The sequence below is a fragment of the Rhodococcus sp. PSBB066 genome, assembly GCF_017068255.1.
GTDB lineage: Bacteria > Actinomycetota > Actinomycetes > Mycobacteriales > Mycobacteriaceae > Rhodococcus > Rhodococcus aetherivorans.
Window position 1 is genome coordinate 2,770,030 of sequence record NZ_CP070859.1, and the last position, 15,859, is coordinate 2,785,888.

Sequence of the window (15,859 nt, forward strand, 5' to 3'; positions counted from 1 at the left end):
CCCCGGCAGCGATAGCGACAACTAGCAGCAACAAAACCCGTAAAGGGGAAAGGAAGTTACGTGCTCGACGTCAACTTCTTCGATGAACTCCGCATCGGCCTGGCCACTGCGGAGGACATCCGCAACTGGTCGTACGGCGAGGTCAAGAAGCCGGAGACCATCAACTACCGCACGCTCAAGCCCGAGAAGGACGGCCTCTTCTGCGAGAAGATCTTCGGCCCCACCCGGGACTGGGAGTGCTACTGCGGCAAGTACAAGCGTGTCCGCTTCAAGGGCATCATCTGTGAGCGCTGCGGCGTCGAGGTCACTCGCGCCAAGGTGCGTCGTGAGCGCATGGGCCACATCGAGCTCGCCGCGCCGGTCACGCACATCTGGTACTTCAAGGGTGTGCCGAGCCGCCTCGGCTACCTGCTCGACCTGGCGCCGAAGGATCTCGAGAAGATCATCTACTTCGCCGCGTACGTCATCACGGCGGTGGACGACGAGCTGCGCCACAACGAGCTCTCGACCCTCGAGGCCGAGATGGAGGTCGAGAAGAAGTCCGTCGCCGATCAGCGCGACGCCGACCTCGAGGCCCGCGCGCAGAAGCTCGAGGCCGACCTGGCCGAGCTCGAGACGGAGGGTGCCAAGTCCGACGTCCGCCGCAAGGTCAAGGACGGCGGCGAGCGCGAGATGCGTCAGCTGCGCGACCGCGCCCAGCGTGAGCTGGACCGGCTCGAGGAGATCTGGAACACCTTCACCAAGCTCAAGCCGAAGGACCTGATCGTCGACGAGCTGCTCTACCGCGAGCTGCAGGACCGCTACGGCGAGTACTTCACCGGCGCGATGGGTGCCGAGTCGATCCAGAAGCTCATCGAGAACTTCGATATCGACGCCGAGGCCGAGTCGCTGCGCGAGACCATCCGCAGCGGCAAGGGCCAGAAGAAGCTGCGCGCCCTGAAGCGACTGAAGGTCGTCGCGGCGTTCCAGCAGTCCGGCAACTCGCCCATGGGCATGGTTCTCGATGCGGTGCCGGTGATCCCGCCGGAGCTGCGTCCGATGGTGCAGCTCGACGGTGGGCGCTTCGCGACCTCCGACCTGAACGACCTGTACCGCCGCGTCATCAACCGCAACAACCGCCTCAAGCGACTGATCGACCTCGGCGCCCCCGAGATCATCGTCAACAACGAGAAGCGGATGCTGCAGGAGTCCGTGGACGCGTTGTTCGACAACGGCCGTCGTGGCCGGCCGGTCACCGGCCCGGGCAACCGTCCGCTGAAGTCGCTGTCCGACCTCCTCAAGGGCAAGCAGGGCCGGTTCCGTCAGAACCTGCTCGGCAAGCGCGTCGACTACTCCGGCCGTTCGGTCATCGTTGTCGGCCCGCAGCTCAAGCTGCACCAGTGCGGTCTGCCGAAGCTGATGGCGCTCGAGCTGTTCAAGCCGTTCGTGATGAAGCGCCTGGTCGACCTGAACCACGCGCAGAACATCAAGTCCGCGAAGCGCATGGTCGAGCGGCAGCGCCCGCAGGTGTGGGACGTCCTCGAAGAGGTCATCAACGAGCACCCCGTGCTGCTCAACCGTGCTCCTACGCTGCACCGCCTCGGTATCCAGGCGTTCGAGCCGCAGCTCGTCGAGGGCAAGGCCATCCAGCTGCACCCGCTCGTGTGTGAGGCGTTCAACGCCGACTTCGACGGTGACCAGATGGCCGTGCACCTGCCGCTGTCCGCGGAGGCGCAGGCCGAGGCCCGCGTCCTGATGCTGTCGTCGAACAACATCCTGTCGCCGGCGTCGGGTCGTCCGCTCGCCATGCCGCGTCTGGACATGGTGACCGGTCTGTTCCACCTGACCCGCCTGGTCGAGGACGCGCCGGGCGCGTACCGGCCGGCTACCGACGACGAGCCGGAGCAGGGCGTGTACTCGTCCCCGGCCGAGGCCATCATGGCCGTCGACCGCGGCGTGCTCTCGGTGCAGGCCCCGATCAAGGTGCGCCTGACGCGGCAGCGCCCGCCGAAGGACGTCGAGGCCGAGCTGTTCCCCGACGGCTGGAACTACGGTGACGGCTGGACCGTGCAGACCACGCTCGGTCGCGTGCTGTTCAACGAGCTGCTGCCGGTGAACTACGGCTTCGTCAACGACGTCATGCCGAAGAAGCGTCAGGCCGCGATCATCAACGATCTGGCCGAGCGCTACCCGATGATCGTCGTCGCGCAGACCGTCGACAAGCTCAAGGACGCCGGCTTCTACTGGGCCACCCGCTCGGGTGTCACCGTGTCGATGGCCGACGTGCTGGTGCCGCCGGAGAAGAAGGAGATCCTCGAGCGCTACGAGGCGTCCGCGGATCAGCTCGAGCGCAAGTTCGCTCGTGGTGCCCTCTCGAAGGAGGAGCGGCGCGACTCGCTCGTCAAGCTGTGGCAGGAGGCGACCGAAGAGGTCGGTCAGGCCATGGAGGCGCACTACCCGGACGACAACCCGATCCCGACGATCGTGAAGTCCGGCGCCGCGGGCAACATGACCCAGATCCGCTCGCTCGCGGGCATGAAGGGTCTGGTGACGAACCCGAAGGGTGAGTTCATCCCGCGCCCGATCAAGTCCTCGTTCCGTGAGGGCCTGACCGTGCTCGAGTACTTCATCAACACCCACGGTGCCCGTAAGGGTCTGGCCGACACCGCGCTCCGTACCGCCGACTCGGGTTACCTGACCCGTCGTCTGGTCGACGTGTCGCAGGACGTCATCGTCCGCGAGACCGACTGCGGCACCCCGCGCGGTATCGAGATGGTCATCGCCGAGCCCGAGCGCGACGGCGCGGGCAACGAGACCGGCCGCCTGGTGCGCGACGCCCACATCGAGACCAGCACGTACGCCCGTACGCTGGCCACCGATGCGGTCGACGCGGACGGCAACGTCGTCGTCACCCGGGGCAGCGACCTCGGCGACCCGGCGATCGAGGCCCTGCTGGCCGCCGGCATCCGGAAGGTCAAGGTCCGCTCCGTGCTGACCTGCGACACCGGCACCGGCGTGTGCGCCACCTGCTACGGCCGCTCGATGGCGACCGGCAAGCTCGTCGACATCGGCGAGGCCGTCGGTATCGTCGCCGCGCAGTCGATCGGTGAGCCCGGTACGCAGCTGACGATGCGTACGTTCCACCAGGGTGGCGTCGGTGAGGACATCACCGGCGGTCTGCCGCGAGTGCAGGAGCTGTTCGAGGCCCGCGTCCCGAAGGGCAAGGCGCCCATCGCCGACGTCTCCGGCCGCGTGCGCCTCGAGGACGACGACCGCTTCTACAAGATCACCATCGTCCCGGACGACGGCGGCGAGGAGGTCGTGTACGACAAGCTGTCGAAGCGTCAGCGTCTGCACGTGATCCGCAAGGCGAACGGCACCGAGGGCATCCTTGCCGACGGCGACCACGTGGAGGTCGGTCAGCAGCTCCTCGAGGGTGCTGCCGATCCGCACGAGGTGCTGCGTGTCATGGGTCCGCGTCAGGTGCAGGTCCACCTCGTGAACGAGGTTCAGGAGGTGTACCGCAGCCAGGGTGTGTCGATCCACGACAAGCACATCGAGGTCATCGTGCGCCAGATGCTGCGTCGCGTCACGATCATCGACTCGGGTTCGACGGAGTTCCTGCCCGGTTCGCTGGTCGAGCGCAGCGAGTTCGAGGCCTCCAACCGGCGGGTCGTCGCCGAGGGCGGCGAGCCGGCTGCCGGTCGTCCCGTGCTCATGGGTATCACCAAGGCGTCGCTGGCCACCGATTCGTGGCTGTCGGCGGCGTCGTTCCAGGAGACCACTCGCGTGCTGACCGACGCGGCGATCAACTGCCGCTCGGACAAGCTGATCGGTCTGAAGGAGAACGTGATCATCGGCAAGCTGATCCCGGCCGGCACCGGCATCAACCGGTACCGGAACATCCAGGTGCAGCCGACCGAGGAGGCCCGCGCGGCCGCGTACGCGATCCCGTCGTACGAGGATCAGTACTACTCGCCGGAGGGCTTCGGCCAGAACACCGGCGCTGCGGTTCCGCTCGACGATTACGGTTACTCCAGCGACTACCGGTAGATCCGTCGCCGCGGCCGGGAAACCGGCTGCGGCCCGGCTCTCTGCCGTGGCCACGAAGGTCCCGCCCTCTTCTCTTCGGGGGCGGGGCCTTCCTGGTTTCCGGGGTGGGCGTCACGGCCGCGCCGGTCGTCGGCTAGTTTGGGTAGGCACTCCTAACAACCCGAAGGGAACGCCTGTGCCGTCGACCCGAATCCCGAGGCTGCTCGCCGCAGCCGGACTCGCTCTCACGTTCGTCCTGACCGCGTGCTCGTCGGGGAGCGACGAGGCCGGCGAGTCGTCGTCCGCGGCCGGAGGCGCGTTCCCGGTCACGATCGAACACGCCCTCGGCAGCACGACGCTCGACGGCGAACCCGAGCGGGTGGTCACGTGGGGCTTCGGCAGCACCGATGCCGCGCTCGCGCTCGGCGTCGTGCCCGTTGCCATCCCGGCCCAGTCCTACGGCGGCGACGCGCAGGGGGTGCTGCCGTGGATCGGGGACCGGCTCGCCGAGCTGGGCGCCGAGACACCGGCCGTCCTGCCGAACGACGGCACGGACGTGCCGGTGGAGCAGATCGCGGCGGCGCGGCCGGACGTCATTCTCGCCAACTACTCCGGGCTCACCCGGGAGCAGTACGAGACGCTGAGCCGGATCGCGCCGACCGTCGCGTACCCGGACGAGCCGTGGGCCACCCCGTGGCGCGACGTCGTCGCCACCGTCGGGCAGGCGCTCGGCAGATCCGGCGAGGCGGCCCGGCTGATCGCCGACACCGAGGCCACCATCGCGGAGAAGGCGGCAGCCTATCCGCAGCTGCGGGGCAGGACCGTCGCCGCGGTCTGGGGCACCGGCGACACCTTCTACGTCTACAAGCCGGCCGACTCGCGCGTGGAGTTCCTCACCGACCTCGGTCTGGTGAGCGCACCCAGCGTGGCCGAGCTGAGCACCGACGAGTCCAGCTTCTACTTCACCCTCAGCTTCGAGGAGGCCGGCAAGCTCACCAGCGACATCCTGCTCTCCTACGCCGACGACGCCGCGGCCCAGGAGCGCACGCTCGCCCAGCCGTGGGCGCGGACCATGGGGCAGGTGACCGACGGTCGGGTCGCGAAGGTCAACGGCACCGAGCTCATCGCCGCTGTGTCGCCGCCGACCGTGCTGTCGCTGACGTGGGGCATCGACGCCTATCTCGAGGCGCTCGCCGCCGCGGCCGAGTAGGGCGATTCCCGGTCGGCGTCCCGGTCAGCGCGGGATGTGGAAGTCGACCAGGGCCGCACCACGCGGGCCCAGGTCGTGCCACGGCCCCCGCACCGCCAGCACCGCCACCGCGGAGGTCGGGAACTTCTCGATGATCTGACGGGCGGCATCCGAGTCGTGGTCGTCCGAGAGCAGCAGCGTCGTCGCGGACAGGACGGGCTCGTGGCCCACCACGAGCAGGGTCGACACGTCGTCCGGGACCTGGCGGATCGCGTCGACGATCTTCCCCGGCGTGGCCTCGTAGAGGTCGTCGAGGATCTCCGTGGGGACCTCGACGGCGGCCTCCGCCAGGGTCTTGCGGGCGCGCGTCGCGCTCGAGCACAGCACGGCGTCGATCGGGGGCTGGTGGGCCCGCAGCCAGCGTCCGGCGAGGCCGGCCTCGCGTCGTCCCCGTGGGGCAAGGGGGCGCTCGTGATCGGCGACGCCGTCCGGGTACGCGGACTTCCCGTGCCGCAACAGGATCAGGGTGCGGGTCATGGGTTCACCCTAGGTGGTCAGGGTCACCGGCGGCCGACGCGTGCCACCGCGCGCACCTCGTCGCCGACCGTGAACCACAGGGTCAGCGCGTCGGTCTCGTGACGGGCGCGCAGGACCAGCGCGTCGCCGGCGACGACCGGTCGAAGGTGCTCGATCACCGCACGGTACGGCGCGGTCTGCAGCTCCGGCCGGCCGGCCAGGTGCTCCTCGATGCCGTGCCAGTAGGCGGCGTTGTTGACGTGGTCGAACGGGTCGATGTCGGTGGCCCGTAGCGGGAAGGCCGTGCCGGCGTCGGCGTCGTCGGACGGCGTGGGCGGCAGCCATGCGCGCCATCGCAGCCGGGTGTCCTCCGCATGGCGGGCCATGTGCTCCCAGAGCCGGTCGCTGATCCGGGCCGGCATCCCGTTGGTGGGCCCGATGTTGATCCAGAACGCCGAGGTGTCGATCAGGGCGTCGCCGGTGCCGTCGAGCCGCACGCGGACGTTGGCCCATCGCGTGGACAAGGCGTCGCACCACCGGCGCAGTTCGAGTTGTTCGCGGAAGCGGGCCGGCCGGTGCACGTCGACGACGGTGCGGCGCACGATCCACAGCGGGTCGGTGGCGGTGGCGTCGACGGCGTCGAGGTTGTCGGTGCCGATGTCCTGCAGGTAGCGGGCCACGCCGTCGAGACGGAGCCGTTCCCGGTTGTCGACGTCGCCGGTGCGCACCGTGCGCGTGGACCGGAACGCGTCGTCGGGCGGGGGCGCGGCCCCGAGGGGCTGCGCCAGCGCGTCCTCCGCCGCGGACTTCTCCGGTGCCGGTTTCGCGGCCGTGTCCGAACCCATTCGTCCCCCTGCTCGTCGTCGGCCCCTGCCGATTCTGACAGCTGCGGGGCAGGGCTGCAGCGAATCTTGCGAGGGGCGAGACATCGAGGCTACAGTGGAGTTAACTGTTACCGGATGTCACATGAAATCCGGTCCCGGCTCTTCGAGGACACGACATGGCCTATGTGATCACCCAGACGTGCTGCAACGACGCGAGCTGCGTCGCCGTGTGCCCGGTGAACTGCATCCATCCCACGCCCGAGGAGCGGGAGTTCGCGCAGACCGAGATGCTGCACATCGACCCGCAGGCCTGCATCGACTGCGGCGCGTGCGCGGACGCCTGCCCGGTCGAGGCGATCTTCCCGGAGGACCGGCTCACCGAGGCTCAGGCCCGGTTCAAGGACATCAACGCCGACTACTACACGGCGCACCCGATGCCCGAGAACTGGATCCCGCTGACACCCGTCCCGGCCCCGCCGCGGGGGCAGGGCACCCTGCGCGTGGCGGTCGTCGGTGCCGGTCCGGCGGCCTGTTACGCCGCGCAGGAACTGCTCGAGCGCTCGAACGTCGAGGTGGACATGTTCGACCGGCTCCCCACCCCCTGGGGACTCGTCCGCAGCGGTGTCGCACCCGACCACCCCGGTACCAAGGCCGTCACCGAGTCGTTCGAATGGTCGTTCCGCCGCGACGCGTTCGCCCTGCACCTCGACGTCGAGGTCGGCCGCGACATCGACCACGCCGAGCTGCTCGCCCATCACCACGCCGTCGTCTACGCGACCGGGGCGTCCGCCGACCGCAACCTCGGCATCGCCGGCGAGGACCTTCCCGGCAGCCACGCCGCCACCGAGTTCGTCGCCTGGTACAACGGTCACCCCGATTACGCCGACCGGGTCTTCGACCTCTCCGGCGAACGCGCGGTCGTGGTCGGCAACGGCAACGTCGCCCTCGACGTCGCCCGCATCCTCACCATGGACGTCGACGAGCTGGCCCGCACCGACATCGCCGATCACGCCCTCGAGGCGCTGCGCCGGAGCAACATCCGCGAGGTCGTCCTGCTGGGCCGCCGGGGTCCGGCCCAGGCGGCCTACAGCAACCCCGAGTTCCTCGCCCTCGGCGATCTGAACGGCGTCGACGTCGTCGTCGACGAGACCGAGCTCGAGCTCGATCCCGCCAGCGCGGCGCTCGCCGCCGCCGACCCGGCGGTCGCGATGCGCATGCGGCTCGCGCGCGAGTACGCGCGCCGCGAGCCCCGGCCGGGGAACAAGCGCATCGTGTTCCGCTATCTCGTGTCGCCCACCGAGATCGAGGGCACCGAACGGGTCACCGGACTGCGCGCGGTACGCAACGACCTGATCGCCGGCGACGACGGTGCGCTCGTCGCCCGGCCCGCCGGGCAGGCCCTGCACCTCGACGCGCAGCTGGTGCTGCGCTCGATCGGCTACCGCGGGGTCCCCCTCCCGGGAGTGCCGTTCGACGAGCGACGGGGGATCGTCCCCAACGAGGGCGGGCGGGTCACCGCCGCCGGACCCGGCGTGTACGTCACCGGGTGGATCAAGCGCGGTCCGAGCGGCGTGATCGGAACCAACAAGGCGTGCGCCAAGGAGACGGTCGCGGCCCTGCTCGCCGACTTCGACGCCGGCCGGCTCGCGCGTCCGGCCGGTGGCCGGCGGGAACTCGATCGCCTGCTCGGGCAGCGGCGGCCCACCCGGGTGGGCCTGAGCGGATGGCACGAGATCGACGGGGCCGAGCGGGCGGCCGGCCGCGCCGCCGGCCGGCCGCGCGTCAAGCTGACCGACCGCGCCCGCCTCACGGACACCGCGGCCGGGCGCCCGCGGCCGGGGCGAAGCCTGCTGCGTCTGGTGCGCCGATAATCGGTTGGGGCTCCGCCTGCGTCGGGACTAGTATCTTTCGGCGGTGCCCGGCACCGCCCGCGGCGACGTCCGCCGGGGGAGCGCAGGCCGGGATGTCGATCCGCCGCGCTGTCGGGGCGCGCGCTGGTCGCCGGGCACGTCGAGGGTGACACGCGGCTCGCGCCGAGATCGTCGTCGCCGCACGGTACGACGTGGTGCCCGGCCCCCTCGATCCCATCCTGGCAGGTCTGCCTGCCATCGCGCCTCGAGAGGACCGACCCATGACAGCCCCCCATGCGGGCCCGGCCGCCGCGCCGGCGAGCGACAAGCTCGACGCGGCAGTTCTGAAGATCGCGTCGGTGGTGGTGCTCGGCGCCATCATGTCGATCCTCGACGTGACGGTCGTCTCCGTCGCCGTGCCGACGTTCATGGAGGACTTCGACTCCAGCTACGCGACCGTCGCGTGGACGATGACCGCCTACACGCTGGCGCTGGCCAGCGTGATTCCGCTCACGGGCTGGGCCGCGGACCGGTTCGGCACCAAACGGCTGTACCTCGCCGCCCTCGTCCTGTTCGTCGCCGGGTCCGTGCTGTGCAGCATGGCGTGGGACATCACGTCGCTCATCGGGTTCCGCGTGGTGCAGGGCCTGGGCGGCGGCATGCTCATGCCGCTGGGCATGACGATCATGACCCACGCCGCGGGACCGCACCGGGTCGGCCGCGTGATGGCGGTGCTCGGCATCCCGATGCTGCTGGGCCCGATCGGGGGCCCGATCCTCGGCGGCTGGCTGATCGACACCGCCAGCTGGCACTGGATCTTCCTGATCAACCTGCCCATCGGCGTCGTGGCCCTCGTCGCCTCCGTGCTGATCCTGCCGAAGGACCGCCCCAGCCGGTCCGAGTCCTTCGACTTCGTCGGCATGGCGCTCCTGTCGCCGGGCCTGGCGCTGTTCCTGTTCGGCGTCTCGTCCATCCCGGAGGTCGGCACCGTCGCCGCGACGCGGGTCCTCGTGCCGGGCGCGATCGGCGCCGCGCTGATCGTCGCGTTCGTGTTCCACGCCCTGCGTGCCCGGAACCCGCTCATCGACCTGTACCTGTTCCGCAACCGCCAACTGACGTTCGCGGTGCTCACCATGTCGGTGTTCGCGATCGCGTTCTTCGGCGCAGGACTGCTGTTCCCCAGCTACTTCCTCCAGGTGCGGGGCGAGTCGACCCTGGCGGCGGGCATCCTGCTCGCGCCGCAGGGCCTCGGCGCCATGCTCACCATGCCGGTCGCCGGCCGGCTCGTCGACCGGATCGGACCCGGGAAGATCGTGCTCGTCGGCCTGACCCTCGTCACGCTCGGCATGGCCGTCTTCACGCAGGTGGGCACGGACACGTCGTACGTGCTGCTGCTCGGTGCGCTGTTCGTCATGGGCATGGGCATGGGTGCCACGATGATGCCGACGATGACGGCCGCGCTGCAGACGCTGACCCATCAGAGCGTGGCCCGCGGGTCGACGCTGATGAACATCGTCCAGCAGGCCGCCGGCTCCGTGGGCACCGCGACCATGTCGGTGATCCTGAGCAGCCGCCTGGCGACCCCGGCGGGGGCGCCCGAGGGCGGCGGGCAGATGGACCCGGCAGCTCTGGAACAGCTGCCCGCACCGGTGCAGGAGTCGATCCTCACCTCGCTCGCGGACGCGTTCGCGACCACGTTCCTCGTCGCGACCGTCCTCATGGCCCTCGCGGTGATCCCGGCGCTGTTCCTGCCGCGCACGCGCGTCAAGCATCCGGCCGGGGAGGGACTGCAGCCGGTGGCCGTCCACTAGCCGGCCGTCCGGAGGGGGCCGTGACGTACGTCGCGGCCCCCTCTCCGTGTCTGCGGCTAACCTCGTTCCGGCAGCACGACGGCGACCCGAACGGACGACCCAATGAGCATCGAACCCACCCACCGAGGCCCCGCCGCGACGGACGAGGCACCCGGACAGCCGCGTCTGTGCCGGCGCGCCCTCTTCGGCGGTGCCGGTGCGGTCGCGGCCGCCGCCGTCCTGTCCGCGTGCGGTGCCGAGGCCGATCAGGGTGGCGCCGACGGCACCTCCGCCGCACCGACCACGCCGCCGGAGCCCGGTCCGGACGCCGCGGTCGTGGCTGCCGCGGCCGACATCCCGGTGGGCAGCGGCGTCCTGTTCGCCGACAAGCGTCTCGTGGTGACGCAACCCGTCGCCGGGGACTACCGGGCGTTCGTCGCGCTGTGCACCCACTCGGGCTGCAACATCACCGGCGTCGAGGCCGACGAGATCGTCTGCGACTGTCACGGCAGCCGGTTCCGTCTGGACGGGACCGTGAGCAAGGGGCCCGCCCGCAAGCCGCTCAAGGCGCGTCCGGCCGCGGCCCGCGGTGCGGACGTCGTCGTCGACTGATGCGGGCGATTCGCTGAGCGGGCGGGCGGCGGCGGAGTAGATTCGACCGCGACATCATCATTGAAGTGCGGACCGGCGAGGGGACCCGATGGTGCGCAGGGGGCCGTTGATCACGTTGGCGGCGGTGGTGGTGCTCGCCGCGGTCCTGCTCGCGGTCAACGTCTCCAAGGAGGACGGCGGCCCCACGCCCGCCCCCGGCCCGGCCGCCACGTCCGCGCCGGCCCCCACCACGACGGCTGCGCCCTCGACCGCCGTGGCCTTCCCCGCGCAGGCCACCTACGTCGCGCAGATCCCCGTCGCCACCGGAACCCTCACGCTCGCGATCGCCGTCGAGGGCGAGGACGCCGTCGCGTACGCGTGCGACGGCAGTGCAGTCGAGTCCTGGCTGTCCGGCGATGCCGAGGACGGCAGGCTCGAGCTCGAGGGCCGAGACGGTGCCCGCCTCGACGGCGAGTTCGACGGCACGACGGTGCGCGGCACCCTGTGGCTCGGTGACCGGAGCTGGACCTTCGACGCCGCGCCGGCCGAACCCCCGGCCGGCCTCTACCTCGCGAACGTGGGCGACGTCCGGGCCAGCTGGATCGTCACGCAGGACGGGACGGTCACCGGTGTGCGCCGCGCCGGCGACGGCGGCACCGCGCCCGCCCCGGCCCTGGCGCCGGACGGGACGGCGGTCGTCGACGGGGTGGTCGTGACCGCCGACCCGGTGTCCGGCAGTGACACATTCTGACGGTGCCACCGCGCGGTGACACCGGGAGGAGGACGGATGAGCACACCGCAGGTCCATCCCGTCGCACCGCCGCGAACGGCCCCCGTCGTGGTCGCGTTCCTGGTGGGTGCCCTCGTCGCGGTCGGGCTCGGTGTGTACGGCAGTGTGCACGAGCCGACCTTCTTCTCGATCAACGTCGCCGGGTTCTCCAGTCCGACCGCCGTCAAGGCCTGGCTGGCGACCCTCGCCGGCGTGCTCGCACTGGTTCAGCTCGCCTCGGCGGCCGTGATGTACGGACGGATGCCGGGACTGCGGGCGCCGAGCTGGATCGGGACCCTGCACGTGTGGTCGGGCCGCCTCGCGGTGCTGGCCACCGTCCCCGTCGCGGTGCACTGCCTGTACGCGCTCGGTTTTCGCACCGGCGAGCCGCGGGTGCTGTGGCACTCGCTGGCCGGATGCCTCCTCTACGGGGCGTTCGTGGCCAAGATGCTGCTGCTGAGCCGGCGAGGCCTGCCGGGATGGGCGGTTCCGGTGGCCGGCGGCGCCCTGTTCACGGCGATCGTGGTCGTGTGGTCGACCTCGGCGCTGTACTTCTTCCGCACGACGGGCCTCACGTTCTGACGGCCCACCCCTACTGTCTTTCCCACCCCTACTGTCCCTCCCACGATCGGAGCCGGAAAATGGATCTCGAGCAGTCTCCCGTCAGCCGCCGTTCGGTGCTCCTGGGTGCCGGGATGGCCGCCGTCGCCGCCACGGCGGCCTGCAGCACCTACGGCGACGAGCCGGCCTCCGGGCAGACCTCCGCGGCGGAGGACGCCGGCACCGACGCGGCCGCGGGACAGCCCCTCGCGGCCGTCGCCGACATTCCCGTGGGCGGGGGACGGATCTTCCCCGATCAGAAGGTCGTGGTGACCCAGCCGGCCGCGGGCGAGGTGCTCGCGTTCAGCGCGATCTGCACCCATCAGGGCTGCACCGTCGCGGCCGTGCAGGACGGCACGATCAACTGTCCCTGCCACGGCAGCCGGTTCAACCTCGACGGCACCGTCGCGAACGGGCCCGCCGCGCGTCCCCTCGAGAGCAGGGCCGTCACCGTCGAGAACGGCGAGATCACCCTCGCCTGACCGGGTTCGCCGTCCCACCTCGACGGTCTCATCGGGCGGCACCGGGATAGGGTCGACGGCGTGACCAGACCTCTGCGCGACTGGCGGCCGCGGGCGTTGCGTGAAGGCGCCGAACCCGACGCCCGCTTCACCCTCGCGAACGAACGCACGTTCCTCGCGTGGATCCGCACCGCGCTCGGCGTCATCGCGGCGGCCGTCGCGCTCGAGACCTTCGCCGGCGACGTCGTGGGGCCGGTGGTGCGGACCACGCTGTCGTGCACGCTGCTGGTGTTCTCCGCGCTCCTGGTGATCGCCGCCCTGCGGCGCTGGCTGCAGATCGAGGCCGCGATGCGCACCGAACGTCCCCTGCCGCCGCCGCGGATCGCCTTCCTGCTCGCGGCGATGCTGGCGGTCGGGGCCGTGGCCCTCGCCGCGGCCCTCCTGATATGACCGCGCCGTCGCGTTCGGGCCCACGATGAGACACGACGACCCGGGCCTGCAGCCCGAGCGCACCACGCTCGCGTGGCTGCGCACGGCGACCGGGCTGGGAGCGGTGGTCCTGCTGTTCCTGCGCCTGGCGCCCGGCCCGGCGCCCGTGGTGGTGGTGATCGGCCTGCTGTGCCTGGTGCCGGCGCTCGTGCTGCTCGTGACGAGCGGGCGCGAGCACCGGGCGCGCGTGAGGCGCTTCATCGAGGGCCGCGCGAGGCATCACTGGTGGCGCAACATCGTCCTGACCGTCACGGTCGTCGTTCTGGCCCTCGCCGCCGCCACGCTCATCGTCACGTCGCAGGCGTGACCGCCGCACCGTCGCCGTTCCAGCCGGGCTGGACGATCTACTCCCGTGTCAATCGGGCACGGAGCCGTGGAAGGCCCACGCCCGGGCGGTCAGCGCGATCCGACCGGCTCGGTCGCGGCGCAGTCGGGCATCGAGTACCGTCCGCAGTTCGGCTCGGCGCCGTGCCGGCAGCGACATGCAATATCCGGGGGCGGGTCCCTGACCGCCGAGGAACGGCGCCCAGAAATCGTCGAAGTCGGCGAACACGGTGGGAACCTCGAGCGGCTGGATCCGCACCCCGGTGAGACCTGCAGACGCGAGCAGGTCGTGGAGGGGATCGGGCCGGCAGAGCGGGAAGCGGACACCCTCGTCCCGGTCCCGCGCCGCCTCGTCCAGTTCGACGGCCGCATCCCAGAAGGCGCGAATCATTCCCATGCCCTCGGCGTAGTCCCACACGTAGCCGCCGATCGTCCCGCCCGCTCGGGTGACGCGGCGCATCTCGACAAGACCCTCGATCGGATCGGGAAGAAAGTTGAGGACCAATCCGGATACGACGCGGTCGAACTCGCCGTCCACGGCCGGTATCGCCGCAGCGGTACCCGGCCGGACCTCGAAGCGGGGATCGTCGACCGTGGTGCGGGCCGCCGCGGCGAAGCCCTCGGACGGTTCGACCCCGACGACCCGGGACGGTTCCTCGGCGACAAGGACGGCGTGTGCGAGAGCGCCGGTCCCGCACCCCACATCGCACCACGCGGCGCCCGCCCCGGCAGGGGGCAGCCATTGCAGGAACTTCGAGGCGACCGGGCGGCTCCAGCGACCTACATAGCGCTCGTACGCCGCGGCGATCTCCCAGGCGTCGGCGGTGTGATCCGTCATCGCGGTCTTCCTCTCTCCGGTCCCCGGTCAGTCGACCTGTCCGGGCCGGCGCCGTTGCCTACGAACCGGATCCGGGCTCACGGCCGGAACGGCGGTCGAGGTCGATCACCCGGGCCCCGCCCTGCGCCGCGGCCACCCGTGTCTCGGTGCCGTCCTCGGTCACGGCGACGATCTCGCACCGGCACAGCGCCTGTCGCCGGCTCGAGTCGACGACCGTCGCCGCGGCCCGCAGCAGCGTGCCGCGGCCCGGGCGCAGGTAGTCGATCGTGAACCCGGTGGTCACGATCGACGATCCGAGCACGGTTCCCGCCGCGAAGGTCAGGGAGTTGTCCGCGGCGTAGGCCAGCACGCCGCCGTGCACGAACCCGAACTGCTGCAGCAACTCCGGACGCAGCGGGATCTCGAGCACCGCGCGGCCCGGCTCGTACGCGGCGACCCGGGCGCCGACCAGCACGCTGAACGGTTGGGCCGCGAGCACCGCCGCCGCGTCGTCCACCCCTCGAAGTTCCACGGCCTGCAGTCTGCCCCACACCGCCGGGTCGTGGGCGGACATATCATTCGTGCATGACGCGGTCACCTCATTCGCCGACGGTTCGCTGGCCGGACCTCGCCGCTCTGGAGCTGCTCGTCGGCATCGACGACCACGGCGGCCTCGGCGCGGCCGCCCGGGCCGCCGGCGTCGCGCAGCCCAATGCCAGCCGGGCGGTGCGCCGCCTCGAGAAGCAGCTGGGGACCGTGCTCGTGCGCCGGGGGCGGGCCGGTTCCGCGCTCACCCCGGAGGGCACCGTGGTCGCGCACTGGGCGCGGCAGACCCTCGCCGACGCCCGTCGCCTGCTCGACGCCGCCGCGGCGTTGAGTGCCGACCGGCAGGCCGAGCTGACCGTGGCAGCCAGCATGACGGTCGCCGAACACCTCATCCCGCGCTGGCTGGGCCGCTTCCGCGGGCTCCGGGACGACGTGCAGATCCAGCTGCAGGTCCACAACTCGCGGCAGGTCTGCGACGCGGTCGCGGAGGGCCGGTGCCACGTCGGGTTCGTCGAGGCTCCCACCGTCCCACCGGGACTGCACAGCACCCCGGTGGCGCGGGACCGGCTGGTGGTGGTCGTCACGCCGGCGCACCCGTGGGCGCGGCGCCGGCGTCCACTCACCGTCGCCGAACTGGCGGCGACGCCGCTCGTCGTGCGCGAGGAGGGCTCCGGGACGCGGCACACGCTGGATCTGGCCCTCCGGGAGTTCGCGCGGCCGTCGCCGCTGCTCGAGCTCGGCAGCGGCGCCGCGGTGCGCACCGCGGCCCTCGGCGGCGTCGGCCCGGCCGTGCTCAGCACCCTCGCCGTGGCCGATCACCTCGCGTCCGGCGAATTGCGGACCGTCGAGGTCGAGGGCCTGGATCTGGCCCGCACGTTGCGCGCGGTGTGGCGCCCACCCCGCAAGCTCGCCGGCCCGGCCGGGGACCTGGTGCGGATGATCGTCCGCGGCGCCTGATCGCGTACCGATCGTCGCAATCGGCCCGAATCCGGCGCCCGGTGCGTCATCATGATCGTCGAGGACGCTGCTCGCCGGGGGTACGAGCGAACGCGGCGTGGCGCCGAGCCGGCACCGGGAGTGGG

The 15,859-nt window shown here is 71.4% G+C and carries 15 protein-coding genes; 11 read left to right on the forward strand and 4 right to left on the reverse strand.

The features are described 5' to 3' along the window. Positions 1-60 precede the first annotated feature (60 nt). Positions 61-4,032: a DNA-directed RNA polymerase subunit beta' gene (locus JYA75_RS12870; protein ID WP_203330080.1), complete on the forward strand. Its 3,972-nt coding sequence runs from the start codon at positions 61-63 to the stop codon at positions 4,030-4,032. A 175-nt stretch (positions 4,033-4,207) separates the two neighbouring features. After that, positions 4,208-5,221 (forward strand): iron-siderophore ABC transporter substrate-binding protein, encoded by a 1,014-nt coding sequence (locus JYA75_RS12875; RefSeq protein WP_235431083.1) that lies wholly within the window; start codon positions 4,208-4,210, stop codon positions 5,219-5,221. Between the two features lie 24 nt (positions 5,222-5,245). Here the strand turns inward: JYA75_RS12875 and JYA75_RS12880 are convergent, their stop codons facing one another. Beyond that, positions 5,246-5,737 carry a histidine phosphatase family protein gene (locus tag JYA75_RS12880; protein ID WP_006931286.1) on the reverse strand — a complete coding sequence of 164 codons (492 nt, stop codon included), beginning with the start codon at positions 5,735-5,737 and terminating at the stop codon, positions 5,246-5,248. A gap of 23 nt (positions 5,738-5,760) precedes the next feature. After that, positions 5,761-6,561 carry an acyl-ACP thioesterase domain-containing protein gene (locus tag JYA75_RS12885; protein WP_006931283.1) on the reverse strand — a complete coding sequence of 267 codons (801 nt, stop codon included), beginning with the start codon at positions 6,559-6,561 and terminating at the stop codon, positions 5,761-5,763. Positions 6,562-6,716: 155 nt separating this feature from the next. Between JYA75_RS12885 and JYA75_RS12890 the strand changes: the two genes are divergently transcribed. The 8 genes from JYA75_RS12890 to JYA75_RS12925 all read left to right on the forward strand — a co-directional run bounded on the left by JYA75_RS12890 (position 6,717) and on the right by JYA75_RS12925 (position 13,397). Further along, a complete protein-coding gene (locus tag JYA75_RS12890; RefSeq protein ID WP_050035595.1) occupies positions 6,717-8,411 on the forward strand; it encodes an FAD-dependent oxidoreductase in 1,695 nt (564 codons plus the stop codon). A gap of 260 nt (positions 8,412-8,671) precedes the next feature. Next, positions 8,672-10,201: a DHA2 family efflux MFS transporter permease subunit gene (locus JYA75_RS12895; RefSeq protein WP_043800593.1), complete on the forward strand. Its 1,530-nt coding sequence runs from the start codon at positions 8,672-8,674 to the stop codon at positions 10,199-10,201. Positions 10,202-10,303: 102 nt separating this feature from the next. After that, positions 10,304-10,792: a Rieske (2Fe-2S) protein gene (locus JYA75_RS12900; RefSeq protein ID WP_006931276.1), complete on the forward strand. Its 489-nt coding sequence runs from the start codon at positions 10,304-10,306 to the stop codon at positions 10,790-10,792. A gap of 88 nt (positions 10,793-10,880) precedes the next feature. Further along, on the forward strand, positions 10,881-11,522 hold the full coding sequence (locus JYA75_RS12905; RefSeq protein ID WP_050035593.1) for a hypothetical protein: 642 nt from the start codon (positions 10,881-10,883) through the stop codon (positions 11,520-11,522). Between the two features lie 36 nt (positions 11,523-11,558). Next, entirely contained in the window at positions 11,559-12,122 is a 564-nt protein-coding gene (locus tag JYA75_RS12910; RefSeq protein ID WP_006931273.1) for a DUF6529 family protein, read from the forward strand. A 59-nt stretch (positions 12,123-12,181) separates the two neighbouring features. After that, a complete protein-coding gene (locus JYA75_RS12915; protein ID WP_050035592.1) occupies positions 12,182-12,622 on the forward strand; it encodes a Rieske (2Fe-2S) protein in 441 nt (146 codons plus the stop codon). Positions 12,623-12,682: 60 nt separating this feature from the next. Further along, on the forward strand, positions 12,683-13,051 hold the full coding sequence (locus tag JYA75_RS12920; protein ID WP_006931271.1) for a DUF202 domain-containing protein: 369 nt from the start codon (positions 12,683-12,685) through the stop codon (positions 13,049-13,051). Between the two features lie 25 nt (positions 13,052-13,076). After that, the gene (locus JYA75_RS12925) at positions 13,077-13,397 is read left to right on the forward strand and encodes a DUF202 domain-containing protein (RefSeq protein WP_006931270.1); all 321 of its coding nucleotides are present in this window, start codon (positions 13,077-13,079) and stop codon (positions 13,395-13,397) included. 48 nt (positions 13,398-13,445) lie between these two features. Here the strand turns inward: JYA75_RS12925 and JYA75_RS12930 are convergent, their stop codons facing one another. Both JYA75_RS12930 and JYA75_RS12935 read right to left on the reverse strand, forming a co-directional pair. Further along, positions 13,446-14,252 (reverse strand): class I SAM-dependent methyltransferase, encoded by an 807-nt coding sequence (locus tag JYA75_RS12930; RefSeq protein ID WP_102799315.1) that lies wholly within the window; start codon positions 14,250-14,252, stop codon positions 13,446-13,448. A gap of 58 nt (positions 14,253-14,310) precedes the next feature. Continuing rightward, positions 14,311-14,748 carry a PaaI family thioesterase gene (locus JYA75_RS12935; protein ID WP_043800645.1) on the reverse strand — a complete coding sequence of 146 codons (438 nt, stop codon included), beginning with the start codon at positions 14,746-14,748 and terminating at the stop codon, positions 14,311-14,313. Positions 14,749-14,816: 68 nt separating this feature from the next. Between JYA75_RS12935 and JYA75_RS12940 the strand changes: the two genes are divergently transcribed. Beyond that, positions 14,817-15,734 carry a LysR family transcriptional regulator gene (locus JYA75_RS12940; protein ID WP_006931266.1) on the forward strand — a complete coding sequence of 306 codons (918 nt, stop codon included), beginning with the start codon at positions 14,817-14,819 and terminating at the stop codon, positions 15,732-15,734. Positions 15,735-15,859: the final 125 nt, after the last annotated feature.

Coding starts and splice junctions, on each gene's coding strand:
- JYA75_RS12880 (WP_006931286.1), bottom strand. CDS start 5,737: ATGACCCGCACCCTGATCCTGTTGCGGCACGGGAAGTCCGCGTACCCG.
- JYA75_RS12885 (WP_006931283.1), bottom strand. CDS start 6,561: ATGGGTTCGGACACGGCCGCGAAACCGGCACCGGAGAAGTCCGCGGCG.
- JYA75_RS12890 (WP_050035595.1), top strand. CDS start 6,717: ATGGCCTATGTGATCACCCAGACGTGCTGCAACGACGCGAGCTGCGTC.
- JYA75_RS12895 (WP_043800593.1), top strand. CDS start 8,672: ATGACAGCCCCCCATGCGGGCCCGGCCGCCGCGCCGGCGAGCGACAAG.
- JYA75_RS12900 (WP_006931276.1), top strand. CDS start 10,304: ATGAGCATCGAACCCACCCACCGAGGCCCCGCCGCGACGGACGAGGCA.
- JYA75_RS12905 (WP_050035593.1), top strand. CDS start 10,881: ATGGTGCGCAGGGGGCCGTTGATCACGTTGGCGGCGGTGGTGGTGCTC.
- JYA75_RS12910 (WP_006931273.1), top strand. CDS start 11,559: ATGAGCACACCGCAGGTCCATCCCGTCGCACCGCCGCGAACGGCCCCC.
- JYA75_RS12915 (WP_050035592.1), top strand. CDS start 12,182: ATGGATCTCGAGCAGTCTCCCGTCAGCCGCCGTTCGGTGCTCCTGGGT.
- JYA75_RS12925 (WP_006931270.1), top strand. CDS start 13,077: ATGAGACACGACGACCCGGGCCTGCAGCCCGAGCGCACCACGCTCGCG.
- JYA75_RS12930 (WP_102799315.1), bottom strand. CDS start 14,252: ATGACGGATCACACCGCCGACGCCTGGGAGATCGCCGCGGCGTACGAG.
- JYA75_RS12940 (WP_006931266.1), top strand. CDS start 14,817: ATGACGCGGTCACCTCATTCGCCGACGGTTCGCTGGCCGGACCTCGCC.